Here is a 24,092-nt window from a genome sequence, read left to right as displayed (position 1 = left end):
CTAGGAGACGCGGGCCGCCGCCCAGGCGGCGATGCGGCGCAGGAGCTCCTCCGGTGCGGCGTTCTCCGCGTGGCCGAAGCCGGGCTCGATCCACAGTTCGGCCGCGTCGCCTGCCGCCTCCGCCAGCGAGCGGGGGTGGTCGAGCGGGAAGTAGCCGTCGCGGTCGCCGTGGACGACCAGGAGCGGGGTGGGCGGGATGAAGGGCACCGCCTCCACCGGGGGGACGGGGACGGGGTTCCAGTCCCGGTGGTGGATGCGGGTGCCGAGCAGGCCGCGGGAGAGCAGCCGTCCGGCGGGCCGGGTGATGGCCCAGTGCACCCGCCGCATGGGCGCCGTGCCGCGGTAGTACCAGCGCGCGGGCGAGCTCACCGAGACGACGGCATCAATGTGCGCCCCCTCGTGCGCCGTTGTGCGCCCCGCGTGTCGCAGTACCACCGAGCCGCCCATGGAGAAGCCGACCGACACGACGCGCCGGTGCCCCGCACGGCGCGCCCAGCGCACGGCCGCGTCGAGGTCGAGGACCTCGCGGTCGCCCACCGTGGAGCGGCCGCCGGAGCGCCCGTGGCCGCGGAAGGAGAAGGTGACGACGCCGCCGACCCCGTCCACCTGTCCGAAGATCTCCGCCGCGCGGCGCACCGCGGGCCGCTCCAGCGCGCCGGTGAAGCCGTGCGCCACGACGATCGCGAAGCCGTCACGGGTCCCTCCCGGCGCGTACGCGGCGTCGATGCGCACGCCGTCCTCGGTCAACAGCACCGCACGCCGGCCACCGCGAGCGATCGGCGGGACACACGAACGCACAGCAGGGGGCTCACTTACCGACTCCATGTGGGCTATTCTCTTAGGTCAAGAGGATCCGGGCAGCGTCGCCCCCGGGTCCTTTCGTGCTTTCCGGACCGGCCCCGGCCGTTCCGGACGGCGCGTGTCGGCGCACGCACACGTCCTCGCCGGGACCGAGGAGGGTTCGCAATGGGCAAGCGGTACACGCATGACCGGACGATGAACGACGGGAGCGGCCGGTGAGCTCACTCCTCCTTCTGACCAACGCGCTCCAGCCGAGCACCGAAGTGCTCCCGGCACTGGGGCTGCTGCTGCACAGCGTCCGGGTGGCCCCCGCTGAGGGGCCGGCGCTGGTGGACACCCCCGGCGCCGACGTGATCCTGATCGACGGCCGGCGCGACCTCCCGCAGGTCCGCTCGCTGTGCCAGCTGCTGCGCTCCACCGGGCCGGGCTGCCCCCTGGTCCTGGTGGTCACCGAGGGCGGGCTGGCCGCCGTGACGGCCGACTGGGGCATCGACGACGTCCTGCTGGACACCGCGGGCCCCGCCGAGGTCGAGGCCCGGCTGCGGCTGGCGATGGGCCGCCAGCAGATCACCGTCGACGACGGCCCGGCGGAGATCCGCAACGGCGACCTGTCGGTCGACGAGGCCACCTACAGCGCCAAGCTCAAGGGCCGGGTCCTGGACCTGACCTTCAAGGAGTTCGAGCTGCTGAAGTACCTCGCCCAGCACCCCGGCCGGGTCTTCACCCGGGCCCAGCTCCTGCAGGAGGTCTGGGGCTACGACTACTTCGGCGGCACGCGCACGGTCGACGTCCATGTCCGGCGGCTGCGGGCGAAGCTCGGCCCCGAGCACGACGCGCTGATCGGCACGGTCCGCAACGTCGGCTACCGCTTCGTCACCCCCGAGAAGGGCGACCGGCCGGCGGACGAACCGTCCGCTGCCCAGGCCCCGCACGGGGAACCCGAGTCCGCCGAGGCGGCCGCCGTGGCCGCTCGCAACGCCTGATCACACGCGGGTCACGGCTGTGAGCAGACAGTGGGATGCGCGGGTGTACCCGCGTAGACTCGGCCCGTGGCAAAGGTGACGCGGGACGATGTGGCCAGGCTTGCGGGGACGTCGACCGCGGTCGTCAGCTACGTCATCAACAACGGACCACGGCCGGTGGCACCGGCCACGCGCGAGCGTGTGCAGGCGGCCATCAAACAGCTCGGTTACCGCCCGGACCGGGTGGCCCAGGCGATGGCCAGCCGCCGGACCGACCTGATAGGCCTCATCGTGCCGGACGCCCGGCAGCCGTTCTTCGCGGAGATGGCGCACGCCGTGGAACGGGCGGCCGCCGAGCGCGGCAAGATGGTGCTGGTCGGCAACTCCGACTACCTGGACGAGCGCGAGGTCCACTACCTGCGGGCCTTCCTCGGCATGCGGGTGTCCGGGCTGATCCTGATCTCGCAGGGACCGAGCGAGCACGCCGCCATCGAGATAGACGCCTGGGACGCGCGGGTCGTGCTGCTCCACCGGCGGCCGGAGGCGATCGACGACGTCGCGGTCGTGACGGACGACGTCGGCGGGGCCCAGCTGGCGACACGGCACCTGCTGGAGCACGGCCACGAGTATGTCGCCTGCCTCGGCGGCACCGAGATCACCCCGAAGTCCGGCGACCCCGTCACCGACCACGTCGAGGGCTGGCGGCGCGCGATGCAGGAGGCCGGGCGGAGCGTCGAGGGCCGGCTGTTCTCGGCCCCGTACAACCGCTACGACGCCTACAAGGTCGGCCTGGAGCTGCTGGCCAGGCCGGGCAGGCCGACGGCGATCATCTGCGCGACGGACGACCAGGCCATCGGGCTGCTGCGGGCCGCGCGCGAGCTGCGGATCGACGTGCCCGGCGAGCTGGCCGTGGCCGGCTTCGACGACGTCAAGGAGGCCGGGCTGACCGATCCGCCGCTGACCACGGTCGCCTCGGACCGCGAGGCGATGGCGCGGGCGGCGGTGGACCTGGTGCTGGACGACGGGCTGCGGGTCTCCGGATCGCGGCGGGAGCGGCTGCGGCAGTTCCCCTCCCGGCTGGTCGTGCGGCGCAGCTGCGGCTGCCACTGACGCGTTCCCGCAGGTCGGCGCGCACACAGCCGGGTCGGTTCCCGGCGGACGGCGCTGACCTGCGGGTTCCTTTCTTATATCGGGCATACCGAACTCTGCCCCGGTTCTCAGGGCACGCTCAGGGAGCTCTCATGTTCGGGGCGCACAGTCGTTGTCATGAACGAGAACTCCTCCCGCGACAGCGGCGCAGACGAGCACCGGAACGGTCCCGCGGCCTACCCGCCGCCCCCGCCCTATGAGCCGCAGGCGCCCGCGTACGGGACGCACCAGCCCCCGTACGGCGCGCCCGCACCGGCGGAGCCCGCCGCCCGGCGCGAGTCCCGGCGGACGGTGCCGCTGGTGGCCACCGTGGCCCTGGTCTCGGCGCTGGTCGGGGGTGGGACGGCGGCCCTGATCGGTAACGCGACGGCCTCGCAGACCGCCACGACCTCGACCCGGGTGGTCGGCGCCAGCGCGACGGGCACCAGCAGCGTCGCCTCCGTCGCCGCGGCCGTGAGCCCGAGCATCGTGGAGGTCAGCGCCACCTCCTCCGGCGGCCGGTCGACCGGCTCTGGCGTGATCGTCACCAGTGGCGGCGAGATCGTCACCAACAACCACGTCATCTCCGGCGCGGACACCGTCAAGGTCCGCTTCAGCTCCGGGAAGACCGCCACCGCGAAGGTGGTCGGCACCGACAGCGCCAAGGACCTGGCCCTGCTCAGGGCCGAGGACGTCAGCGGCCTGACCCCGGCGTCGCTCGGCGACTCCCGCCAGGTCGCGGTCGGCGACGAGGTCGTGGCCATCGGTTCCCCGGAGGGTCTGACCGGCACGGTCACCAGCGGCATCGTCTCCGCGCTCGACCGCAACGTCACGGTCGCCGCCGACGAGGGCCAGGGCCAGAGCCGAGGCCAGCGGCAGGGCCGCGGCTACGGCGGCGGCGACAGCCCGTGGCCGTTCCAGTTCGGCGGCGGCCAGTACAACGGCGACGTCGGCTCGTCCACGACCACCTACAAGGCGATCCAGACCGACGCCTCGCTCAACCCCGGCAACTCCGGTGGCGCCCTGATCAACATGAACGGCGAGATCATCGGCATCAACTCGGCCATGTACTCGGCCAGTTCGTCCTCGGCCGGCGACAGCACCGCCGGCAGCATCGGCCTCGGGTTCGCGATCCCGGTCAACACCGTCAAGGCCGACCTCGACACCCTGCGCAACGGCGGCAGCGACAGCTGACCGCTCCCTCCCGAAGGGACGGACCGTCATGAACGTCATCCTCAGCACCGCCCTGCACCCCGCCGGTGTCCCCGCCGGCCCCGCGGACCTCGCGCTGATCCACTTCCCGGCCCAGGCGCCGCGGGAGCCCGAGATCGCCGCCAACCGCCGGTACGCCCGCCGGTACGCCCGCCGCTCGCGCGCCGCGCACCGTCTGGCCCTCGTGCAAGGCTAGGAAGGCAGCAGCACCGCCGCACCGCATCCCCCGTCCCCGACGACCCCCCGTCCCCGACGACTCCCTGCACGAGGTGGAAGACCCATGAGCCCCGGCGAGAACGGCGAGGCCCCGGCCCGCATCCTGATCGTGGACGACGAGCCCGCGGTCCGTGAGGCGCTGAAGCGGAGCCTCGCCTTCGAGGGCTACGAGACCGCCCTCGCCGAGGACGGCCTGGCCGCACTCGACCAGGTGGACGTCTACCGGCCGGACGCGATCGTCCTGGACGTGCTGATGCCGCGCATGGACGGCCTCACCACCGCCCGCCGCCTGCGGTCCAGCGGCACCACCACCCCGATCCTCATGCTCACCGCCCGCGACACGGTCGGCGACCGCGTCACCGGGCTGGACGCCGGGGCCGACGACTACCTCGTCAAGCCCTTCGAGCTCGACGAACTCCTCGCCCGGCTGCGGGCGCTGCTGCGGCGCAGCTCGTACGCCTCCGGACTGTCCGGCGGCGGCGCCGAGGAGAGCGGGCTGGCCTTCGGCGACCTGCGGATGGACACCGCCACCCGCGAGGTCACCCGGGCCGGGCAGCCGGTGGAGCTGACCCGCACCGAGTACACGCTGCTGGAGATGTTCCTCACCCACCCGCGGCAGGTGCTCACCCGGGAGCAGATCCTCAAGGCCGTGTGGGGCTTCGACTTCGAGCCGAGCTCCAACTCCCTGGACGTGTACGTCATGTACCTGCGCCGCAAGACCGAGGCCGGCGGCCTCCCCCGGCTCGTCCACACCGTCCGGGGTGTCGGTTACGTGCTGCGCAACGCGGAGGGCAAGGCCTGATGCGCCGGCTGGTGCGCTTCCGTTCCCTGCCGCTGCGGTCACGGCTGGCGATCCTGACGGCGGTGGCGGTCGCGGCGGCGGTGACCGCGAGTGCGCTGCTGTGCTGGTTCTTCGTGCGCGGGACCCTCATGAACTCGCTGGACAACTCGCTGCGCGACAACCGGATGCCCCCGCAGAGGGTCGTCGACCAGCTGCGCGCGGGGCTGTGCACGACCGAGCCGCCCGCCTCGGACGACCAGGCCCCCAACCCCTTCAACTCCACCGTCCAGGTCGTCTCGCGGACCGGCGCCAGCTGTGTCATCCAGGGCTCCCAGTCGCTGCACGTCACCTCGGCGGACACCGACGTGGCCAAGGGCACGCTGCGCGAGGCCCTGCACACGGTGACCGGCTCGGACGGCAACCAGTACCGCGCCGTGACGTTGCCGCTGCTCAACACCGACGGGGCCTACACGGTGGCCCGCCCGCTGGACGAGGTCACCCAGTCGCTCAACACCCTGGGCCTGGTCCTGCTGGCCGTCGGCGGCCTGGGGGTGATCGGCGCCAGCGTCGCCGGCCTCGCGGTCGCCCGCGCGGGACTGAAGCCGGTGGACCGGCTCACCCGGACCGTCGAGCACATCGCGCGCACCGAGGACCTCACCGTCCGCATCCCGGTGCACGGCGACGACGAGATCGCGCGCCTGTCGGCGTCCTTCAACGCGATGACGGCCGCCCTGTCCTCCTCCCAGGAGCTGCAGCAGCAGCTGATCGCCGACGCCGGCCACGAGCTGCGCACCCCGCTCACCTCGCTGCGCACCAACATCGAGCTGCTGGAACGCAGCGAGATGACCGGCAGGGCGCTGCCGCCGCAGGACCGGAAGGAGCTGCTGAGTTCGGTGAAGGCCCAGATGGGCGAGCTGGCGGCGCTCATCGGGGACCTCCAGGAGCTGTCCCGTCCGCAGGCGGTGCAGGGTGGCGGGCCGCTGCAGACCGTGGCCTTCCACGAGGCGGTGGAAGCCGCCCTGGAGCGGGCCCGGCTGCGCACCGGCCCGGACCTGAAGATCACCTCGGAGCTGGCGCCGTGGTACGTACGGGCCGAACCCGGCGCACTGGAGCGGGCCGTGATCAATCTGCTCGACAACGCGGTGAAGTTCAGCCCGCCGGCCGGGACGGTGGAAGTGGCCCTGCACGGCGGTGAGCTGACCGTCCGCGACCACGGCCCGGGCGTGCCGCCCGAGGACCTGCCGCACGTCTTCGAGCGCTTCTGGCGCTCCACGTCCGCGCGCAGCCTGCCGGGTTCGGGCCTCGGCCTGTCCATCGTGGCCCGCACCGTGGAGCAGGCGGACGGCACCGTGCGCCTGCAGCCCGCGAGCGGCGGCGGCACCACGGCGGTGGTCTACCTTCCGGGCGGGCCGATCCCGCCCGCCGGGGACGACGCCTGACCGGTCCTCGCCGGCCGGCGGGCCGTCGCTAGCCGGCCAGCCAGCGCTGGTCGGCGGCGTTGCCCGCCGGGACGAACGACAGTGTGGAGCCCGGCGCGTCACCGTCGGGGGCGGCGGCGACGCCGAGGTCGATCTGCGGGCGGATGCGGCCGAGACCGTCGACGAGGAAGAACAGGTTCTCGGCGTGCCGGCCGTCGGCGGACGAGCAGTTCCAGACGCCGAGCCCGCGGTCGGTGTCGCCGCGGGAGTCGAGGCAGTAGTCGGAGTCACCGCCGTTGCGCAGCACGCCCTGGGGCTCCACCCGCCACCGCTGCGCGGCCGAGTCGGGGTCGCAGCCGGCGAGGATGACATCCGAGCCGTTGGAGAAGTCCTCGTCGCGCACGTCCAGGCACAGACCGGAGTCGCCGTTCACGACCTGGGCGAAGCCGCTGCCGGGCGGCTTCGGCGCGGGCGTCTTCGTGGGCACGGCCGGGATGCGGTACGACGCGGCCCCGCTCGGCGTCCGCGACGGGGACGGCGGCGCGGTGGTCCCGGTCGCGCCGGCCGTGGGCGGGCCGGTGACCGTGGCGGTCGCCGTGGCCGTCGCGGTCGCCGTCACGGTGACGGAGGCCGACGGGAGGACCGGCGGCGCCTGGCCGGCCTGACTGCCCGCCGGGGCGTCGTCGCCGGCGGCGTACACCAGGCCGGTGACGGCCGCGACGGCGGCGGAGGCCAGCACCAGCGTGATCAGCGGCGTCGGGTAGCGGCTGCGCAGCCGCACGAGCCGGGCGGGCCCGGCGAACCGGGTGAACCGGGTGAACCGGGAGAGGGGGCCGGGTCGCGGCCTGCGGCGGGAGACCGGCGCGGGTGCGGCCGGCCGCACGAGCCGGGTGAGCCAGGTGAGCGGGCCCGGTCGCGGCTTGCGGCGGGAGACCGGCGCGGGCGCGGCCGGCGGGGCGGGGGGCGGCGCGGGCGCGGCGAGCGCCGCGAGGTAGGCGGGCCCGGCCCAGGCCACCAGGGCCGTGCCGAGCAGGGGGCGCGGGTCGCGCTCCAGCACGATCAGGAACTCCAGGGCCTTGGCGCAGTCGGCGCACCCGGCGAGGTGCCGCTCCAGGTCCTCGTTCTGCCGCGCGTCGTCGCGGCGGGCGGCGGCGTCCAGGATGCGGCCGAAGCCCCGGCACGCCGGGTCCTCGCTGCGATCCAGATAGGTGCGCAGGTAGGACTCGCGGTACGCGTCCAGCGCCCGGGCCCCGAGGTCGGCCATCTCGGAGCGCCTCTCCCCGGTCCACAGCGCCGCGTCGGCCTCCGGCGTCCGCTCGACGACGGTGTGCCAGAGGATGCCCTGTGTGCTCTGCCGCAGGGCGGCGAAGGCGCCGAACAGGGCGGAGCCCTCGGCCAGTCGGTGCCGCGGGTGGACGGGCATGCCCGGCAGGCCGGGCGGGGCCGTCATGCCGTTGTCGCGGGCGCGGATCACGTCGATGAAGGCCGCGTACTCCTCGTTCAGCCGAACCCGCCGGCTGCCCGCGGCCCACACCGCGCCCGCCTGGTGGACGAGCATGAGCAGCCGGTGCCGCCACGCGCCGCGCGGGTCGACCCCTCGGTGCACCTCCTGCCAGGCCAACGCGAACGCCTGGGCCGCCAGTTGGCCGGCGGACTCCTCGTCACGGGCGCACAGCCGGGCGTAGCAGACCACGGCGGGCAGGTGACGGCGGCGCAGTTCCTCGGTCGCCGGGTAGGCGGTCGGCGCACCGGCCCGCACGCGCTCGGTGAGAGCGGCGTCGGACAACTCGTCGTAGACGGGCGCCTTGTGCGGTTGGGACACGGATGACCACCCGGACGCATTGATGGGCCTGGAGGGACGGGGGTGCCCATGGTGCGCCACAAGTTACTGTCGAGGAAAGTGTTTCCGGCGGTAACCGCCCGCCGCGGGACGGGCGAACGGGAAATCTCGTACGCACCGCTGCCGGGGTGTCACCCTGCGCTCGGCGCGCCGCCCGGCAGCCGCGCGGCGCACGCGGCGACGACGGCCGGCGCCACCTCGGCCATCGCCTCTCCCCAGCCCACGTTGGCGTTGACCTCGCACAGGACGAACTCCCCGTCCGGCGCGAAGAGCAGGTCCACTCCGGCCACGGCGAGCCCCAGCACCCCGGCGGCGCGCACGGCCAGCGCCTCGGCCCGGGGGTGGCGCCCGGGGCAGGGCGTCGCGGTGCCGCCCCGGGCGAGGTTGGAGGTGAGGCCGGTGCCGTCGCCGGTGCGGGTCTGGGCGGCCACGGCCCGGCCGTCGACGACGACCACGCGCAGGTCGCGGCCGTGGGAGTGCGCCACGTACTCCTGGAAGAGGTACGGCGTCTCGTGCCGCAGGCTGCCCTGGACGTCCCGCAGCATCGCGGTGTCCGGGGCGAGGAAGACCCGTCGTCCGCGGTGCCCGCGCACCGCCTTGACCACGCACGGCTGCGGCACCATGCCCGGGGCGTCGAGCACGGCCTCCAGCGGGGCGTCGGCGTAGCTGAGGGTGTCCGGCACCGGCAGCCCGGCGAGGGCGAGTTGCTGCAGCTGCCACACCTTGTTGACGCAGGCCATGACGGAGTCGATGGGGTTGACCAGGACCGCGCCCAACGCCTCCAGATGGCGCAGCAGCGTGATCTCGCGATCGGCGCCCAGGCCCGGCGACATCATGCGGGCGAACACGACCCGGGGGGCCGCGACGGGCCGGCCGTCCAGACCGTGCAGCGACAGCCGGCCCGTACGGACGCCGAGCAGCAGGTCGGCGGTGCGGACGACGGCGCAGCGCGGCCCGAACTCCTCGGCGAAGGCGGCCCGGAGGCGCCTGACGACCGGGCTCTCCTCGACGCCGTGGCCGAGCAGCAGCCACACGTCCGCGCGGGGTGCTCCGGTCACGGTGTCAGCATCCCCGCGCCGGGGCCCTCCCCGTCGGGGGCGCGCCGTCCGTGGTGCGGGTCAGCGGATGACATGCGGCACGAAGCGGGCGTACTCGTCGGTGACCGGGCCCGCCGACTCGCGGATGCCGAGTCCGGCCGGCTCGCCGTCCACGACCCAGGCGCCCAGCACGACGTGGTTGCCGTCGAAGACGGGCAGCGGGGCCAGTTCCTGGTAGCAGCAGGCCTCGTCGTCCCGTACGGCCGCGGGCTCCCCGGCGCGGTGGACGGTGACGCCCGCGCCCTCGCGGCCCAGCAGCGGTTTGGCGACCCAGCCGGTCGTGGCGGCCAGCGCGCGCGGGCCGTCGAGGTGGGCGGCGAGCAGGTTGGGGTGGCCGGGGTAGAGCTCCCACAGCACCGCCAGGAGCGCCTTGTTGGACAGCAGCATCTTCCAGGCGGGCTCGATCCAGCAGGTGCTGCCGGTGCCGCCGCCGTTGTCGAGGGTGTCCAGGACGTGGCCGCCGAAGGGGTCGTCGGCCAGCCACTCCCAGGGGTAGAGCTTGAAGCAGCTGCGGATGAACCCCAGCCGGTCGTCGACGAAGCGCCGCGACAGCCCGTCCCAGCCGATCGACTCCACCGACAGGGCGCGGGTCTCGAGACCCGCCTGCTCGGCGGTCTCGCGCAGGTAGGCCACCGTCATCAGGTCCTCGCCGAGCTCGTCGCCCTCGGAGTGCGCGAAGTGCACGGGCCCGGGCGGCAGCAGGGGGGCCTGCCGCTTCCACGCGGCGACCAGGCGTTCGTGGAGCGAGTTCCACTGGTCGGCGCCGGGGAACCGGTCCTCCATCCAGAACCACTGGGCGCTGGCCGCCTCCACCAGGGAGGTGGGGGTGTCGGCGTTGTACTCCAGCAGCTTGGCCGGGCCCCCGGCGCCGTCGTGACGCAGGTCGAAGCGCCCGTAGAGGCTGGGCAGTTCGGTCCTGCGCCGCCAGGACTCGGCGATCCGGGCGGCGAGCCGGGGGTCGTGGATGCCGAGGTCGGCGAAGCGGTCCCGCTCGACGATGTGCGCGGCCGCGGCCAGGCACATCGCGTGCAGGTCGGCGACGGTCCGCTCCAGCTCCTCGACCTCGGGCAGCGAGAACTCGTAGTAGGCGCTCTCGTCCCAGTAGGGGCGCAGCGTCCCGTCCGGGTGGCGGGTCAGCGGGTAGACGACGCCCTGGTCCTCGACGATCCGCTGCCAGTCGGGGCGCGGTTCCGCGGTGCGGCGCCGCATCAGCCGCCGCCGGAGCGGTGACCCGAGCCGTGGCCGCCGAAGCCGCCGGTCTTCACGGACGACTCGTCGAAGCTGCCGCCCCGGGCCTTCCCGCCGCGGACGCTGCCGCCGTAGTAGTAGTGCCCGCTGCCGCCGCTCTCGCACCTCGACTCCGGCAGGGTCTTGTACGTGTCGGGGTCCACGCAGCGCTTGTCGGGCTCCGAGCCGCAGGCGGCCAGGGCCGCGGCGAGCACACCCATGCCCCCGAGGATCACCGTGCCCGACCTGAACCGCCGTCGCTCCGTCGTCGTCATGCGCACAGGGTATGGAGATGCGCCGTGCCCCCGGCGACCGGGGTCGGTGCCGCGGCACCGCGGCCGCCGGTGCGGGCGGGGTGCCGGCGAGGGCCTACCCGGTCCTCCGGCGTGATCCGGGGCCCCGCCCGCTGTCACCCGCACGGTCGAGGCGGCGGCGAGCCGAAGGGGCGGCCGTCCCGGTGGACGGCCGCCCCTTCATGGCAACCGGCTGTGCCGCGGTGCCGGTTACTGGACGACGGTGATCCGGTTCGCCGCCGGGGCCGCCAGCGGCGCGGAGGCCGAGGAGTTGGCGGTCAGGTAGGCGTTGAAGGCCGCCAGGTCGTCGCCGCCGACGACCTGGTTGGTGCCGTTGGCCAGCTCGCCGAAGCCGTCGCCGCCGCCCGCGAGGAAGTTGTTCATCGCGACGCGGTAGGTGGCCGCGGGGTCGACCGGGACGCCGCCGAGCTTCACCGAACCGGCCACGACGCGGTCGGCGCCGGTCTTGGTGAGGTCCAGCGTGTAGGTGAGGCCCGCGGAGATCTGCAGGATCTTCGGCGCCGCGGCGTTGGCGCCGCTCACCTGCTGCTGCAGCACGGTGATCAGCTGGGCGCCGGTCAGGTCCTTGAGGTTGACCGTGTTGCTGAACGGCTGCACGGCGAAGCCCTCGGCGTAGGTGACCACGCCGTCGCCCTCGGAGCCGGAGGCCTTGTGCACCAGGTCGGTGCGGATGCCGCCGGGGTTCATCAGGGCCAGGTCGGTGCCCGGGTCCAGGGTCCTGCCGTAGGCCAGCTGCGCGTCGGCGATGAGGTCGCCGAGCGGCGACTCGTTGCCGTTGCGGGTGATGTCCTGGGAGATCCAGCCGACGGTCCGGTTGGCGACCGGGGCGGCCAGCGTCTGCCAGTGGCCGACGAGCTGGGTCATGTCCGCGGCCTTGGTCTGCGTGCGGTCCACGACGTGGTTGGAGCCGACGACGGAGGCGCGGACGATGTCGTCCGTGCGCTTGTCGAACTTCATGTTCAGCTCGGTGTAGAGCCGGCCGAAGGAGGCGGCGCTGGTGACCAGGCGGTCGTTGCCCTCGGGGTCGGGGATGGTGCACACGTACGCGTTGTGGGTGTGCCCCGTGATCAGCGCGTCGACGTCGGGCGAGGTGTTCTTGGCGATGTCGACGATCGGGCCGGACAGGCCCTTGCCGTCACCGCCCGCGTCGCAGTCGTAGTTGTAGGAGCCGGAGGCCGGGAAGCCGCCCTCGTGGACCAGGGCGACGATCGCGTTGACACCCTTGGACTTGAGCTCCTTGGAGTACTTGTTGATCGTCTCGACCTCGTCGAGGAACTTCAGGCCCTTGACGCCCTCGGCCGTGACGATGTCCGGCGTGCTCTCCAGGGTGACGCCGATGAAGCCGACCTTGATGCCCTTGATGTGCTCGATGGTGTACGGCGCGAGCAGTGGCTTGCCGGTCTTCTCGTTGACGACGTTCGCCGACAGGATCGGGTAGTCGGCGCCCTTGAACTTGCGGCCCTTCTCGTAGCAGCCGTCCGTCGGGTGGCAGCCGCCCTTCTGCAGGCGGAGCAGTTCGTCCTTGCCCTCGTCGAACTCGTGGTTGCCCACGCCCGTGACGTCCAGGCCCAGCTTGTTCATGGCCTCGACGGTCGGCTCGTCGTGGAACAGGCCCGACAGCAGCGGGCTGGCGCCGACGATGTCACCGGCCGCGACCGTCACGGTGCGCTTGTGGCCCTGCCGGGCGCTGCGCAGGCTGGAGGCCAGGTACTCCACACCGCCGGCGTCGACGGTCTTGGTGGTGCCGTCCGCCTGGAGTTCGGTGACACGGCCGGAGGAGCCGGCCGGGGGCTCCAGGTTGCCGTGGAAGTCGTTGATCGCGAGCATCTGGAGGTCCACGGTGCGGTCGCGCTCCGCACTGTGCCGGGATTCGTGCGCCTGGGCCGTCGGCATCGCGATGGCGAGCGCGCCGAGCGCCGCGAGGCCCGTGGCCGCCGCGGCGGCCTTGCGGGCGGCGTGACGCCGGGGATGGTTCGCAGACATGGGTGGATCCCCTTAGACGTGAGCGAAGGGTTAAGAGGAGAGGACCTGCCGCAGCCTAGGGTCAACGCGCGTAGTTGTCAGTGCCTTTGCGGTTACGGGGAGGTTGCCACTGTCCGGGACATGCCGGACGGCCCGCCCCGGTGTCTCGCATGCCGAAATCATCTGTCTCGCCATTCAGTCGAGGAGCATAGTTGCGCCCACCACCGACCGAGGAGGTGCACACCATGCGCCGCCGCTGGCTGATGCTGGCCCTGGGCACCGCGGCACAGACCGCCGCCTGCGCGTTCGTCTATGGAATCCCCTATCTGGCCGCCGAGTTGCGCGACTCCGGGCATCTGTCGCTGCCCCGGATCGGCCTGCTCATCGCCTGTCCCACGGTAGGCCTGGTCACCGCCCTCGTCGCCTGGGGAGCCCTCGCCGACCGCCACGGCGAGCGCGTCGTCATCGCCACCGGACTGGGCGGCGCCGGCGCGCTGTTGGCCGTCACCGCGGCCGTGACGGCCAACGGGGGCGGCACCGCGGCGCTCGGGGCGCTGCTCTTCCTCGCCGGAGCGGCGGCCGCCTCCGTGTACTCCGCGAGCGGGCGCCTGGTCATGGGCTGGTTCACCGCGCGGGAACGCGGACTGGCCATGGGCATCCGGCAGACCTCCACCCCGTTGGGCATGGGTGTGGCCGCGCTGACCATGCCGCCGCTGGCCACCGCGTACGGCATCGGGGGCGCCTTCGCCTTCCTGGCCGCGGTGTGCGCGCTCATCGCCGCGGCCGTCGCCGTACTGGCCGCCGACCCGGCACGCCCCGAATCGGCCGGAGCGGCGGCCGAACCGGCCGCCAACCCCTACCGCGGCTCGTCGGCGCTGTGGCGGATCCACGGCGCGGGCGCGCTGCTGGTCGTACCGCAGTTCACGGCGGGTGCCTTCGCCCTGGTGCTGCTCGTCGACACCCGCGGCTGGACCGCGGTGGACGCCGGCCGGCTGATCGCCGTCGCGCAGGTGCTGGGCGCCGCCGCCCGCATCGCCGCGGGCCGCTGGTCGGACCGGGCCGGCAGCCGGCTGCGCCCGATGCGGCAGCTGGCCGTGGCCACCGCCGCCGTGGTCGCCGTGACCGCGTTCACCGCGGCCTTCCCCTCCCCCGCCACCGCCGCCGCCCTGGTGCTGTCGGTCGGCATCACCGCCAGCACCAACGGCCTGTCCTTCACCGCCACCGCGGAGCGCGCCGGGCCCGCCTGGTCCGGCCGCGCCCTCGGCGTGCACAACACCGGCCAGAACCTCACCGCCGCCGTCGTCCCGCCGCTGAGCGCGGCCGCGATCTCCGCGACCGGCTACTGGCCCGCCCTGGCCGCCGCGGCGGCCGTGGCCTGCGGGGCCGCGATGGTGGTTCCGGTGGACTCCCCGCGGCGCCGAGCGGTCGTAAGCTCAGTTCCATGACCGACGCAGCAGCGCAGCAGACCGCGGTGGGCCCCCGCCGGATCGAGACGGTGAACGAGCTCACCCCGCAGACCGCCGACGCGGTACTGGCGCTGATCGAGGACGCGGCGGCGGCCGACGGCCAGGCGGCGGTGTCCGAGCAGGGCCGCATCCACCTGCGCGGCGGCGCCCGCGAGGGCGTCCGCCACCTGCTGGTCGAGGCCGACGGCACCCTGGTCGGCTACGCCCAGCTGGAGGACACCGACCCCGTCGAGGCCCCGGCCGCCGAGATGGTCATCCACCCCGACCACCGCATCCAGGGCCACGGCCGCGCCCTCGGGCACGCGCTGCTCGCGGCCTCCGGCAAGCGGCTGCGGGTGTGGGCGCACGGCGGCCACCCGGCCGCGCGGCACCTGGCCGGGCTGCTCGGCCTCGCCCTCTTCCGCGAGCTGCGCCAGATGCGCCGCCCCCTGGACGGCGCGGTGGAGGGGGCGGGCGGCCCGCCGCTGGCCGAGCCGGTGCTCCCGGAGGGCGTCACCGTGCGCCCCTTCGTCCCCGGCCAGGACGACGCGGCGTGGCTCGCGGTGAACGCCGCCGCCTTCGCCCACCACCCCGAGCAGGGCAGCCTCACCCAGCGCGACCTCGACGACCGCATGGCCGAGCCCTGGTTCGACCCCGCCGGCTTCTTCCTGGCGTTCCGCGGCGACCGCCTCGCCGGCTTCCACTGGACCAAGGTCCACGCCCAGCAGGGCCTGGGCGAGGTCTACGTCCTCGGCATCCGTCCCGAGGAGCAGGGCGGCGGCCTCGGCCGCGCCCTCACCCTGATCGGCCTGCGCCACCTCGCGCGGGACCGTGCGCTGCCGACCGCGATGCTCTACGTGGACGCCGACAACGCCCCCGCGGTCGCCGTCTACGAACGCCTCGGTTTCACCACCCACGAGGTCGACCTGATGTACCGCACGGAGAGCTGAACGGCCGGACGCCACAGCGGGCGCGCCGGTGCCCCGGCGGCCCGCCGCGCGGGACGTGACGGACGGGAACCGGACCCTCCGCGGGGCCCGTGGGCGCCCTCCGGGGCGATCACACGGTCACGGCCGGTACGCGCGGCGCTTCCCTGACCGCCACCTGACCGTTACCGGCGATTCAAAATCGCTTGCGAGCATCACTGAATGCAGCCGCCCGCCACCTCCTGCCCGACCCTCCCCGACCTGCCGGTATCCGCCGGGTCCGGGGACAATGGGGGCATGGCAGGCGGCCGGGTTCCGTGCGCCGCCGTCCACGTGAACGTCGTGCCGGATCCTGAGGAGGGCTCGCACCCATGGCCTCGATGAAACACCCCACCGACGCGGGGACCGACCGGTCGGATTCCGAGCGCGACACCCATGCGTCCTCCGAGTCCGACGCCTCTCCCGGGTACGGCCGGCCGCACGTGGTGCCCCCGCTGCACCCCGAGATCACCCGCATGGACGCCCGGCAGCGGACGTCCGACGAGGACGGCACGGCCGTCGCGGTGGGGACCGTCCTGGAGAAGACCGTGCCGGAGGGCCTCGAGCTGCCCGCCGATCGCTTCCTGGACCGGGAGCAGAGCTGGCTGGCCTTCAACGAGCGGGTGCTGGAACTCGCCGAGGACCCGGCGACCCCGCTGCTGGAGCGCGCCAACTTCCTGGCGATCTTCGCGAGCAACCTGGACGAGTTCTTCATGGTCCGGGTCGCCGGACTGAAGCGCCGCATCACCACCGGCGTGGCCCAGCGCTCGGCCTCCGGGCTGTCCCCGAGCCGGGTGCTGGACAACATCCTCACCCGCTCCCGCGAGCTCATGGCCCGGCACGCCGCCTGCTTCCAGAACGAGGTGGCCCCGCAACTGGCCGCGGAGGACATCCACATCATCCGGTGGGGCGACCTCACCGAGCAGGAGCAGGCCCGGCTGTTCACGCTGTTCCGGAACAAGATCTTCCCGGTGCTGACCCCGCTGGCCGTCGACCCGGCGCACCCGTTCCCGTACATCTCCGGCCTGTCCCTGAACCTGGCCGTCACCGTGCGCAACCCGGTCTCCGGCCACGACCACTTCGCCCGTGTGAAGGTCCCGCCGATCCTGTCGCGCTTCCTGGAGGCCGGCCCGCAGCGCTTCGTCCCGCTCGAGGACGTCATCGCCGCGCACCTGGAGGAGCTCTTCCCGGGCATGGAGGTGCTCGACAGCCACATGTTCCGGGTGACCCGGAACGAGGACCTGGAGGTGGAGGAGGACGACACCGAGAACCTCCTCCAGGCCCTGGAGAAGGAACTGCTGCGCCGCCGCTTCGGCCCGCCGGTCCGGCTGGAGGTCGAGGAGTCGATCTCCGCCAAGGCGCTGGACACCCTGGTCCAGGAGCTGAACATCGCGGACGCGGAGGTCTACCCGCTGCCCGGCCCGCTCGACCTGACCGGGCTGTTCGCCGTCGCGGGCCAGGACCGGCCGGAGCTGAAGTACCCCAAGTTCGTCGGCGGCACCCACCCGGACCTCGCCGAAGTCGAGTCCGCGCACGCCACCGACGTCTTCGCGGCGCTGCGCGAGCGCGACGTGCTGCTGCACCACCCGTACAACTCCTTCTCCACCTCCGTGCAGCGCTTCCTGGAGCAGGCCGCACAGGACCCCGACGTGCTGGCGATCAAGCAGACGCTGTACCGCACCTCCGGCGACTCGCCGATCGTGGACGCGCTGATCGACGCCGCCGAGGCCGGCAAGCAGGTGCTGGTGCTGGTCGAGATCAAGGCGCGCTTCGACGAGCAGGCCAACATCAAGTGGGCCCGCAAGCTGGAGGAGGCCGGCTGCCACGTGGTCTACGGCCTGGTCGGGCTGAAGACGCACTGCAAGCTGTCGCTGGTGGTCCGCCAGGAGGGCGAGAACCTGCGGCGCTACAGCCACGTCGGCACCGGCAACTACCACCCCAAGACGGCGCGGCTGTACGAGGACCTGGGGCTGCTCACCGCCGACCCGCAGGTCGGCGCCGATCTCTCCCACCTGTTCAACCGGCTGTCCGGCTACTCGCGCCGCGAGTCCTACAACCGGCTGCTGGTGGCTCCGCGCAGCCTGCGCCACGGGCTGATAGAGCGCATCCTCGGGGAGATCGCCAAGCACCGCGAGGGCCGCCCCGCCTACATCCGCATCAAGGTCAACTCGATGGTCGACGAGGCGATCATCGACGCTCTCTACCAGGCCTCCATGGCGGGCGTGCCCGTCGACATCTGGGTCCGCGGCATCTGCGCGCTGCGCCCCGGCGTCCCGGGCCTGTCGGAGAACATCCGCGTGCGCAGCGTGCTCGGCCGCTTCCTCGAGCACTCCCGGGTCTTCATCTTCGCCAACGGCGGCGACCCGCAAGTGTGGCTCGGCAGCGCCGACATGATGCACCGCAACCTCGACCGCCGGATCGAGGCGCTGGTACGGGTCTCCGACGCCGCCCACTGCGCCTCCCTGAACCGCCTGCTGGAGACCGGCACATCGGACGAGACCTCGTCCTGGTGGCTCGGCTCCGACGGGGACTGGACCCGGCACAGCACCGACGCCGAAGGGCGTCCGCTGCCCCATATCCAGGAGATGCTCATCGACGCGCGGAGGCGCCGGCGTGGCCCAGCGACACCCTGACACGGCGGCAGAGACGCCCGCCGGCCTCACCGCCGGCGGGCTTCCCGGCCGTGACGCCGGCACCGTGCTCGAACAGTACTTGCGCGACCAGGCCACCGGCTTCCTGCGTGCCCTGGCTCCCCGCGAGGGCGAGCCCGGCCGTCCGCAGGACGAGAGCGCCGAGGCGGGCCGCCTCATGCGCCGCTCGGCGCGCCGCATCGCCGGCGCCCTGCACACGTACGGGTCCTTGACCGACCCCGCCTGGGCGGAGCCCCTGCGGGCCGAACTCGGCTGGCTGTCCGGCACCCTGGGCCGCGAGCACCAGTACGCGGCGCGCCTGACCCGGCTGATCACCGCGCTGCAGCGACTCGCCTCCGCCGAGGAGGCCGCCGGCACGGCCGCGGCGTCGCAGGCCGACGACGAGCTGTGGCTCCCGGCGGCCGGCGGGGGCGACGTCCCCGCCGCGGACCGCCCGGAGGCGGCCGAGCCGTTGCGCACCGACCGCAGGATCGGCGCCGGCACCGCCGAGACCCTCCGCGAGGGCCCGGCGCGCACGGCCGAGGGCACCGAGGCCCTGGTCGGCGCGGCCCGGGCGGCCACCGGCCGGCGCACCCCCGCCCCCTCTCCGGCCGCCGCCGAGCGCGGGACCGGCACGGGCCCCCTGGCCGTGGGCGCCGCCCGGGCCGGCGCCCTGCTGGAGCGCCAGCTCACCCTGGCCCGGACCCGCGCGCACTCCGCCGCCCTGCAGGCGGTGGGCTCCTCCCGTTTCCACGCCGTGGTCGACGCGGTGGCGCTGCTCGCCTCCGAGGTGCCGCTGACCCCCGCGGCGCACGAACCCGCCGAGGCCGTGCTGCCCCCGCTCGCCGAGAAGGCGCACGCCCGGCTGAACGAGGCCGCCGGGCATCTGGCCCTGGCCCGCGCCCGGCACCCGTACAACGCCGACGCGCTCTACGCCGCCCTGGCCACCGAACTGGTGGCCGAGCGCCAGGACGTGCCGTGGAACCGGGTCCGCGTCCTGCTGCGCCTGCGCCGCTACGCGCAGGAGGTCTTCTCGTACGACGAAGGCGACCCCACCGCCCGGCTCACCGCCGCGGCCCGGGTGCTGGAGCAGCACCGGGAGGCGGCGGAGGCGGCGGCGGCGGTCACGGCCGCGGCACGCACCCCGCGGATCGCCCCGGCCACGGCCTACGCGCTGGGCGTCCTCCACGCGGACCAGCGCCTGGAGGTGGAGGCCGCCCGCTACGCCTTCGCCCACCTGTGGGGCCGCTAGCGACGGCCCCCGCACCGCAGTCCCGCAGCACGAAGGGAGCGCCGCCATCCCCGCCACCGCCGACACCCCGATCCTGGCCGCGGGAGCGGTCCTGTGGCGCCGCTCCCCGATCGACGGCGGCCTGGAGATCGCACTGGTCCACCGTCCCAAGTACGACGACTGGTCACTGCCCAAGGGCAAGCTCAAGCGCGGTGAGACCGCGGTCGACGGCGCCCGCCGCGAGGTCAAGGAGGAGACGGGCCTCGACTGCGTGCTCGGCGTGCCGCTGCCGTCGTCAATGTACGTGGTCGCGGGGCGCCCCAAAGTCGTCCGCTACTGGGCGGCGAAGGCCGCCCTGGGGGCGTTCGTCCCGAATCGCGAGGTGGACCGCATGGTCTGGCTGCCGCCGGTCGCGGCACGCCATCGCCTCACCCACGAGCGTGACCGACCCGTGGTCGATGCCTTTCTGCGGACCCCTGCCGAGTGACAATGGCCCGGCTTGGACGTGTCCCCGGTCACAGGGGCACACCGCACTGATATGCGAGGTTCACCTTGCGTTCACGCAGCCCCTTCGGCCGTGTCATCTCATCTGCCTAATTTCGGCCGTACCGGTGAGCGAACGCCGCCGGGTGGATGCAGAAATCCATACCTCTGCTTCGCCGTCCACCGGCGGGCTTCAGGAAGGAATCACCGAAGGTGAAGCTTCAGCGTAAGAGCGGGCTCCGCGCCCTGGCCGTCGGCGCGGTCGCGGTTTCGGGCGCCCTCGTCCTCACTGCTTGCGGCTCGGACAACAACAACGAGGCCAGCGGCGACAGCACCGCGTCGCCGGCGGCCTCGTCCTCCAGCAGCATCAAGTGCGCTGACAAGGGCGGCCAGCTCCTCGCTTCCGGCTCCTCGGCGCAGCAGAACGCCATGGACGCCTGGGTCAAGAACTACATGCAGGCCTGCAACGGCGCGCAGGTCAACTACAAGGCGTCCTCCTCCGGTGAGGGCATCATCGACTTCAACAACGGCACGGACAGCTTCGCGGGCTCCGACTCGCCGCTGAAGCCGGAAGAGATCGACGCGTCGAAGAAGGTCTGCAAGACCGGCACCGGCATCAGCATCCCGATGGTCGGCGGCCCCATCGCCATCGGTTACAACGTGTCCGGCGTGGACAACCTGGTCCTGGACGCCCCGACCCTGGCGAAGATCTTCGACTCGAAGATCACCAACTGGGACGACGCGGCCATCAAGAAGCTGAACCCGGACGCCAAGCTTCCCAGCACCAAGATCCAGACGTTCCACCGTCAGGACGAGTCCGGCACCACGGACAACCTCACCAAGTACTTCAACGGTGCCGCCAAGGACGCGTGGCCGTACGAGCACGCCAAGGCGTGGGCGGGCAAGGGTGGCCAGTCGGCCGCCAAGTCCTCGGGTGTCGCCGCCCAGGTCAAGCAGGTCAACGGCTCGATCGGTTACTTCGAGCTCTCCTACGCGACCGCCAACGACATCAAGACGGTCAAGATCGACACCGGCGCCTCCGCCCCCGTCGAGGCCACCGCGGCCAACGCCTCCGCCGGCATCGCCGAGGCGAAGGTCGTCGGCACCGGTGCCGACCTGTCCCTGGACATGGGCAACGCGTACGTCACCAAGGCCGACAACGCCTACCCGATCGTCCTGGTGACCTACGAGATCGCCTGCGACAAGGGCAACAAGGCCGAGACCCTGCCGCTGGTGAAGTCCTTCCTGGGCTACACCGCCAGCGAGGAGGGCCAGGCCATCCTGTCGGACGCCGGCTACGCGCCGCTGCCCGCCGAGATCGCCACCAAGGTGCGCGCCACCGTGGCCGCCCTCGCCTGATCCCCGCGCGGACTGGCCCCGTGACCGCGGTCGCGGGGCCCGTCCGCACTTCCGGTGCACCGCCGCCGGGGGAGCCATCCCCCACCCAGACCGGAGAAAACAACCGATGGCCATAACCGCACAGACCCCTACCCCGCCACCGGCAGCCAAGAAGGCCGGGGGCACTGTCACGCGCCTGGGTGACAAGATCTTCTCAGGCCTCTCCCGTGGTTCCGGCATCCTGCTGCTGGTGATCATGGCAGCGATCGCGATCTTCCTGACGATCCGCGCGATCAACGCGATCTCCAAGGACCACGGCAACTTCCTGACCACCTTCGAGTGGAACGCCAGCGCGACCCCGCCGGTCTTCGGCATCGCGGTCCTGGCCTACGGCACGATCGTCAGCTCGATCATCGCGATGATCATCGCGGTCCCGGTCGCGGTCGGCATCGCGCTGTTCATCTCGCACTACGCGCCGCGCCGCCTCGCCTCGCCGCTCTCGTACATCATCGACCTGCTCGCCGCCGTGCCCAGCATCATCTACGGCCTGTGGGGCGCCCTGTTCCTGGTGCCGCACCTGACCGGGCTGAACATGTGGCTGGACGACTACCTGGGCTGGACGGTGATCTTCGAGAAGGAGGACCCGCAGGGCGCGGCCCGCTCGATCTTCACCGTCGGCATCCTGCTGGCGATCATGATCCTCCCGATCATCACCAACGTCAGCCGCGAGGTCTTCCGCCAGGTCCCGCGGATGCACGAGGAGGCCGCCCTGGCCCTCGGCGCGACGCGCTGGGAGACCATCCGGATGTCGGTGCTGCCCTTCGCCCGCTCCGGCATCATCAGCGCCTCGATGCTCGGCCTCGGCCGCGCGCTCGGTGAGACCATGGCCGTGGCCACCGTGCTGTCCGCCGCCCCGATCCTGTCGGTGCACATCCTCGACCCGGTCGGCGGCACGTTCTCGCAGAACATCGTCGCCAAGTTCGGTGAGGCCAACGAGTTCGGCCGCGACGCCCTGATCGCCTCCGGTCTCGTGCTCTTCCTCATCACCCTGCTGGTCAACGGCGCCGCCCGCGCGATCATCGCCCGGCGCAAGGAATACTCGGGGGCCAACGCATGAGCCACGCGATAACGGACAAGCGGCCGGCCTCCTCCGTGCCGCGCCGCCCCCTGGCCCAGCGCCGGCTGCCCCGTTGGGCCCCGGCGGGCATCGCCGTGGGCGCGCTGGTCCTCGGCGTCCTCATCGGTGTCCTCGGTGACCTGCACAGCAAGATCCAGTGGGGCCTGATCGCCGTCCTGCTGTTCATCCTGGGCACCTATGTGATCACCGCGCAGGTCGAGGGCCGCCGCCAGGCCAAGGACCGCGTCGCGACCAGCATGGTCTGGGCCTCGTTCGTCGTGGCCGCGCTGCCGCTGTACTCGCTGCTGGCCACCACGATCGGCAAGGGCGTCAAGGTCCTCGACGGCAACTTCCTGTCGCACTCGATGAACGGCGTCCTGACCATCGGCGCCGGCGGCGGCGTGTACCACGCCATCATCGGCACGCTGGAGCAGGTCGGCATCGCCACCGCGATCGCCGCCCCGATCGGCATGCTGACCGCGATCTACCTGGTGGAGTACGGCAAGGGCCGGCTGGCCACCGCCGTCACCTTCTTCGTCGACGTCATGACGGGCATCCCGTCGATCGTCGCCGGTCTGTTCATCCTCTCGACCTGGAACCTGCTGCTGGGCTTCGGCCCCTCGGGCTTCGCCGGCTCCATGGCGCTCGCCATCCTGATGATGCCGGTCGTCGTCCGGTCCACCGAGGAGATGCTCAAGCTCGTCCCGAACGAGCTCCGCGAGGCCTCCCTCGCCCTCGGTGTGCCGAAGTGGCGCACCATTGTGAAGGTGGTCGTCCCCACCGCGATCGGCGGCATCACGACGGGCGTCATGCTCGCCGTCGCCCGCATCGCCGGTGAGAGCGCCCCCATCGCGCTGTTGGTCTTCGGAAACAATCTGATCAACAACGACCCGTTCAACGGCCCGCAGGCCTCGCTCCCGTTCTACATCTTCCAGCAGTACCAGAACGGCAACGAGCCCAGCTACGACCGGGCGTGGGCCGCGGCACTCGTGCTGATCGCCTTCATCATGATCCTGAACATTGTGGCCCGCGGCATCGCCCGCTGGAAGGCCCCGAAGACCGGTCGCTGACGCGGCCAACATCAGCGACCCAAGGATTGCGAGCAACACCACCATGGCCAAGCGAATCGACGTCAGCGGCCTCTCCGCCTACTACGGCGGATTCAAGGCGATCGACGACATCTCGATGAACATCGAGCCGCGCACGGTGACGGCCTTCATCGGCCCCTCCGGCTGCGGCAAGTCCACCTTCCTGCGCACCCTGAACCGCATGCACGAGGTCACCCCCGGCGGCCGCGTCGAGGGCAAGGTGCTGCTGGACGACGAGAACCTCTACGGCGCGGGCGTGGACCCGGTCTCCGTGCGCCGCACGGTCGGCATGGTCTTCCAGCGCCCGAACCCCTTCCCGACGATGTCGGTCTACGACAACGTCGCGGCGGGCCTCAAGCTCAACGGCGTCAAGCGCAAGAGCGACCTCGACACCATCGTCGAGAAGTCGCTGCGCGGCGCCAACCTGTGGAACGAGGTCAAGGACCGCCTGAACAAGCCGGGTTCCGGCCTCTCCGGCGGTCAGCAGCAGCGTCTGTGCATCGCCCGCGCGATCGCGGTCGAGCCCGAGGTGCTGCTGATGGACGAGCCGTGCTCCGCGCTCGACCCGATCTCCACCCTCGCCATCGAGGACCTGATCGGTGAGCTCAAGGAGCGCTTCACCATCGTCATCGTCACCCACAACATGCAGCAGGCCGCGCGCGTCTCGGACCGCACCGCCTTCTTCAACCTGTCGGCGGTCGGCCAGCCCGGCAAGCTCATCGAGATCGACGACACCGAGCGCATCTTCTCCAACCCCTCCGTCCAGGCGACCGAGGACTACATCTCCGGCCGTTTCGGCTGAGCCGAAACCGCCGCCCCTGACCGTCCTGCGGTGCT

21 protein-coding genes are annotated in these 24,092 nt (G+C 72.8%); 15 read left to right on the top strand and 6 right to left on the bottom strand.

Features of this window, described 5'->3' with window-relative positions:
- Positions 1 to 825 (bottom strand): alpha/beta hydrolase, encoded by an 825-nt coding sequence (locus PV364_RS29615; protein ID WP_319663484.1) that lies wholly within the window; start codon positions 823 to 825, stop codon positions 1 to 3.
- A 191-nt stretch (positions 826 to 1,016) separates the two neighbouring features.
- Here PV364_RS29615 and PV364_RS29610 point away from each other — a divergent pair, with 191 nt between their 5' ends.
- The 6 genes from PV364_RS29610 to PV364_RS29585 all read left to right on the top strand — a co-directional run bounded on the left by PV364_RS29610 (position 1,017) and on the right by PV364_RS29585 (position 6,539).
- Positions 1,017 to 1,784 (top strand): response regulator transcription factor, encoded by a 768-nt coding sequence (locus tag PV364_RS29610; protein ID WP_319663483.1) that lies wholly within the window; start codon positions 1,017 to 1,019, stop codon positions 1,782 to 1,784.
- Positions 1,785 to 1,850: 66 nt separating this feature from the next.
- Positions 1,851 to 2,873 carry a LacI family DNA-binding transcriptional regulator gene (locus tag PV364_RS29605; RefSeq protein WP_319663482.1) on the top strand — a complete coding sequence of 341 codons (1,023 nt, stop codon included), beginning with the start codon at positions 1,851 to 1,853 and terminating at the stop codon, positions 2,871 to 2,873.
- Between the two features lie 156 nt (positions 2,874 to 3,029).
- The gene (locus PV364_RS29600; RefSeq protein ID WP_319663481.1) at positions 3,030 to 4,085 is read left to right on the top strand and encodes a S1C family serine protease; all 1,056 of its coding nucleotides are present in this window, start codon (positions 3,030 to 3,032) and stop codon (positions 4,083 to 4,085) included.
- Positions 4,086 to 4,113: 28 nt separating this feature from the next.
- Positions 4,114 to 4,299 carry a hypothetical protein gene (locus tag PV364_RS29595; protein WP_319663480.1) on the top strand — a complete coding sequence of 62 codons (186 nt, stop codon included), beginning with the start codon at positions 4,114 to 4,116 and terminating at the stop codon, positions 4,297 to 4,299.
- A gap of 84 nt (positions 4,300 to 4,383) precedes the next feature.
- Positions 4,384 to 5,121, top strand: a complete 738-nt coding sequence (locus PV364_RS29590) for a response regulator transcription factor (RefSeq protein ID WP_319663479.1) — start codon at positions 4,384 to 4,386, stop codon at positions 5,119 to 5,121.
- Positions 5,121 to 6,539 carry a HAMP domain-containing sensor histidine kinase gene (locus PV364_RS29585; RefSeq protein ID WP_319663478.1) on the top strand — a complete coding sequence of 473 codons (1,419 nt, stop codon included), beginning with the start codon at positions 5,121 to 5,123 and terminating at the stop codon, positions 6,537 to 6,539. Before PV364_RS29590 ends, PV364_RS29585 begins: the two co-directional genes overlap by 1 nt.
- 28 nt (positions 6,540 to 6,567) lie before the next feature.
- Here PV364_RS29585 and PV364_RS29580 read toward each other — a convergent pair whose 3' ends face one another.
- From PV364_RS29580 to PV364_RS29560, 5 genes are all read right to left on the bottom strand, one after another.
- On the bottom strand, positions 6,568 to 8,340 hold the full coding sequence (locus PV364_RS29580) for an RICIN domain-containing protein (protein ID WP_319663476.1): 1,773 nt from the start codon (positions 8,338 to 8,340) through the stop codon (positions 6,568 to 6,570).
- A 149-nt stretch (positions 8,341 to 8,489) separates the two neighbouring features.
- Entirely contained in the window at positions 8,490 to 9,416 is a 927-nt protein-coding gene (locus PV364_RS29575) for a RimK family alpha-L-glutamate ligase (RefSeq protein WP_319663475.1), read from the bottom strand.
- Between the two features lie 60 nt (positions 9,417 to 9,476).
- A complete protein-coding gene (locus tag PV364_RS29570) occupies positions 9,477 to 10,664 on the bottom strand; it encodes a glutathionylspermidine synthase family protein (RefSeq protein ID WP_319663474.1) in 1,188 nt (395 codons plus the stop codon).
- Positions 10,664 to 10,957: a hypothetical protein gene (locus tag PV364_RS29565; RefSeq protein WP_319663473.1), complete on the bottom strand. Its 294-nt coding sequence runs from the start codon at positions 10,955 to 10,957 to the stop codon at positions 10,664 to 10,666. The genes PV364_RS29570 and PV364_RS29565 overlap by 1 nt, the downstream gene beginning before the upstream one ends.
- 228 nt (positions 10,958 to 11,185) lie before the next feature.
- Positions 11,186 to 12,979 (bottom strand): bifunctional metallophosphatase/5'-nucleotidase, encoded by a 1,794-nt coding sequence (locus PV364_RS29560; RefSeq protein ID WP_319663471.1) that lies wholly within the window; start codon positions 12,977 to 12,979, stop codon positions 11,186 to 11,188.
- 191 nt (positions 12,980 to 13,170) lie between these two features.
- On the opposite strand from PV364_RS29560, the gene PV364_RS29555 reads away from it, so the two are divergent.
- From PV364_RS29555 to pstB, 9 genes are all read left to right on the top strand, one after another.
- On the top strand, positions 13,171 to 14,403 hold the full coding sequence (locus PV364_RS29555; RefSeq protein WP_319663470.1) for an MFS transporter: 1,233 nt from the start codon (positions 13,171 to 13,173) through the stop codon (positions 14,401 to 14,403).
- On the top strand, positions 14,400 to 15,353 hold the full coding sequence (gene mshD, locus PV364_RS29550) for a mycothiol synthase (protein WP_319663469.1): 954 nt from the start codon (positions 14,400 to 14,402) through the stop codon (positions 15,351 to 15,353). Before PV364_RS29555 ends, mshD begins: the two co-directional genes overlap by 4 nt.
- A 347-nt stretch (positions 15,354 to 15,700) precedes the next feature.
- The gene (locus PV364_RS29545) at positions 15,701 to 18,001 is read left to right on the top strand and encodes an RNA degradosome polyphosphate kinase (protein WP_319663468.1); all 2,301 of its coding nucleotides are present in this window, start codon (positions 15,701 to 15,703) and stop codon (positions 17,999 to 18,001) included.
- Complete coding sequence (locus PV364_RS29540; RefSeq protein ID WP_319663467.1) at positions 17,982 to 19,250, top strand: CHAD domain-containing protein; 1,269 nt, start codon at positions 17,982 to 17,984, stop codon at positions 19,248 to 19,250. The genes PV364_RS29545 and PV364_RS29540 overlap by 20 nt, the downstream gene beginning before the upstream one ends.
- Positions 19,251 to 19,296: 46 nt before the next feature.
- Complete coding sequence (locus PV364_RS29535) at positions 19,297 to 19,716, top strand: NUDIX hydrolase (RefSeq protein WP_319663613.1); 420 nt, start codon at positions 19,297 to 19,299, stop codon at positions 19,714 to 19,716.
- Between the two features lie 209 nt (positions 19,717 to 19,925).
- Complete coding sequence (pstS, locus tag PV364_RS29530) at positions 19,926 to 21,071, top strand: phosphate ABC transporter substrate-binding protein PstS (protein WP_319663466.1); 1,146 nt, start codon at positions 19,926 to 19,928, stop codon at positions 21,069 to 21,071.
- Between the two features lie 106 nt (positions 21,072 to 21,177).
- Positions 21,178 to 22,167, top strand: a complete 990-nt coding sequence (gene pstC, locus PV364_RS29525; protein ID WP_319663464.1) for a phosphate ABC transporter permease subunit PstC — start codon at positions 21,178 to 21,180, stop codon at positions 22,165 to 22,167.
- Complete coding sequence (gene pstA, locus PV364_RS29520; protein ID WP_319663463.1) at positions 22,164 to 23,237, top strand: phosphate ABC transporter permease PstA; 1,074 nt, start codon at positions 22,164 to 22,166, stop codon at positions 23,235 to 23,237. Before pstC ends, pstA begins: the two co-directional genes overlap by 4 nt.
- Positions 23,238 to 23,280: 43 nt before the next feature.
- Positions 23,281 to 24,057 carry a phosphate ABC transporter ATP-binding protein PstB gene (pstB, locus tag PV364_RS29515; protein ID WP_319663461.1) on the top strand — a complete coding sequence of 259 codons (777 nt, stop codon included), beginning with the start codon at positions 23,281 to 23,283 and terminating at the stop codon, positions 24,055 to 24,057.
- Positions 24,058 to 24,092 lie beyond the last annotated feature (35 nt).

This window comes from Streptomyces sp. MI02-7b (assembly GCF_033793585.1).
Taxonomy (GTDB): Bacteria; Actinomycetota; Actinomycetes; order Streptomycetales; family Streptomycetaceae; genus Actinacidiphila.
The sequence above is the reverse complement of the archived record's forward strand: the minus strand, read 5'-3'. Positions and strand labels throughout refer to the sequence as shown.

What these genes read in the sequence shown, in the direction of transcription:
- PV364_RS29585 (WP_319663478.1), top strand. Translation starts at nt 5,121, where the DNA reads ATGCGCCGGCTGGTGCGCTTCCGTTCCCTGCCGCTGCGGTCACGGCTG.
- PV364_RS29600 (WP_319663481.1), top strand. Translation starts at nt 3,030, where the DNA reads ATGAACGAGAACTCCTCCCGCGACAGCGGCGCAGACGAGCACCGGAAC.
- pstA (WP_319663463.1), top strand. Translation starts at nt 22,164, where the DNA reads ATGAGCCACGCGATAACGGACAAGCGGCCGGCCTCCTCCGTGCCGCGC.
- PV364_RS29570 (WP_319663474.1), bottom strand. Translation starts at nt 10,664, where the DNA reads ATGCGGCGCCGCACCGCGGAACCGCGCCCCGACTGGCAGCGGATCGTC.
- PV364_RS29560 (WP_319663471.1), bottom strand. Translation starts at nt 12,979, where the DNA reads ATGTCTGCGAACCATCCCCGGCGTCACGCCGCCCGCAAGGCCGCCGCG.
- PV364_RS29545 (WP_319663468.1), top strand. Translation starts at nt 15,701, where the DNA reads ATGGCCTCGATGAAACACCCCACCGACGCGGGGACCGACCGGTCGGAT.
- PV364_RS29595 (WP_319663480.1), top strand. Translation starts at nt 4,114, where the DNA reads ATGAACGTCATCCTCAGCACCGCCCTGCACCCCGCCGGTGTCCCCGCC.
- PV364_RS29590 (WP_319663479.1), top strand. Translation starts at nt 4,384, where the DNA reads ATGAGCCCCGGCGAGAACGGCGAGGCCCCGGCCCGCATCCTGATCGTG.
- mshD (WP_319663469.1), top strand. Translation starts at nt 14,400, where the DNA reads ATGACCGACGCAGCAGCGCAGCAGACCGCGGTGGGCCCCCGCCGGATC.
- pstC (WP_319663464.1), top strand. Translation starts at nt 21,178, where the DNA reads ATGGCCATAACCGCACAGACCCCTACCCCGCCACCGGCAGCCAAGAAG.
- PV364_RS29565 (WP_319663473.1), bottom strand. Translation starts at nt 10,957, where the DNA reads ATGACGACGACGGAGCGACGGCGGTTCAGGTCGGGCACGGTGATCCTC.
- pstB (WP_319663461.1), top strand. Translation starts at nt 23,281, where the DNA reads ATGGCCAAGCGAATCGACGTCAGCGGCCTCTCCGCCTACTACGGCGGA.
- PV364_RS29615 (WP_319663484.1), bottom strand. Translation starts at nt 825, where the DNA reads ATGGAGTCGGTAAGTGAGCCCCCTGCTGTGCGTTCGTGTGTCCCGCCG.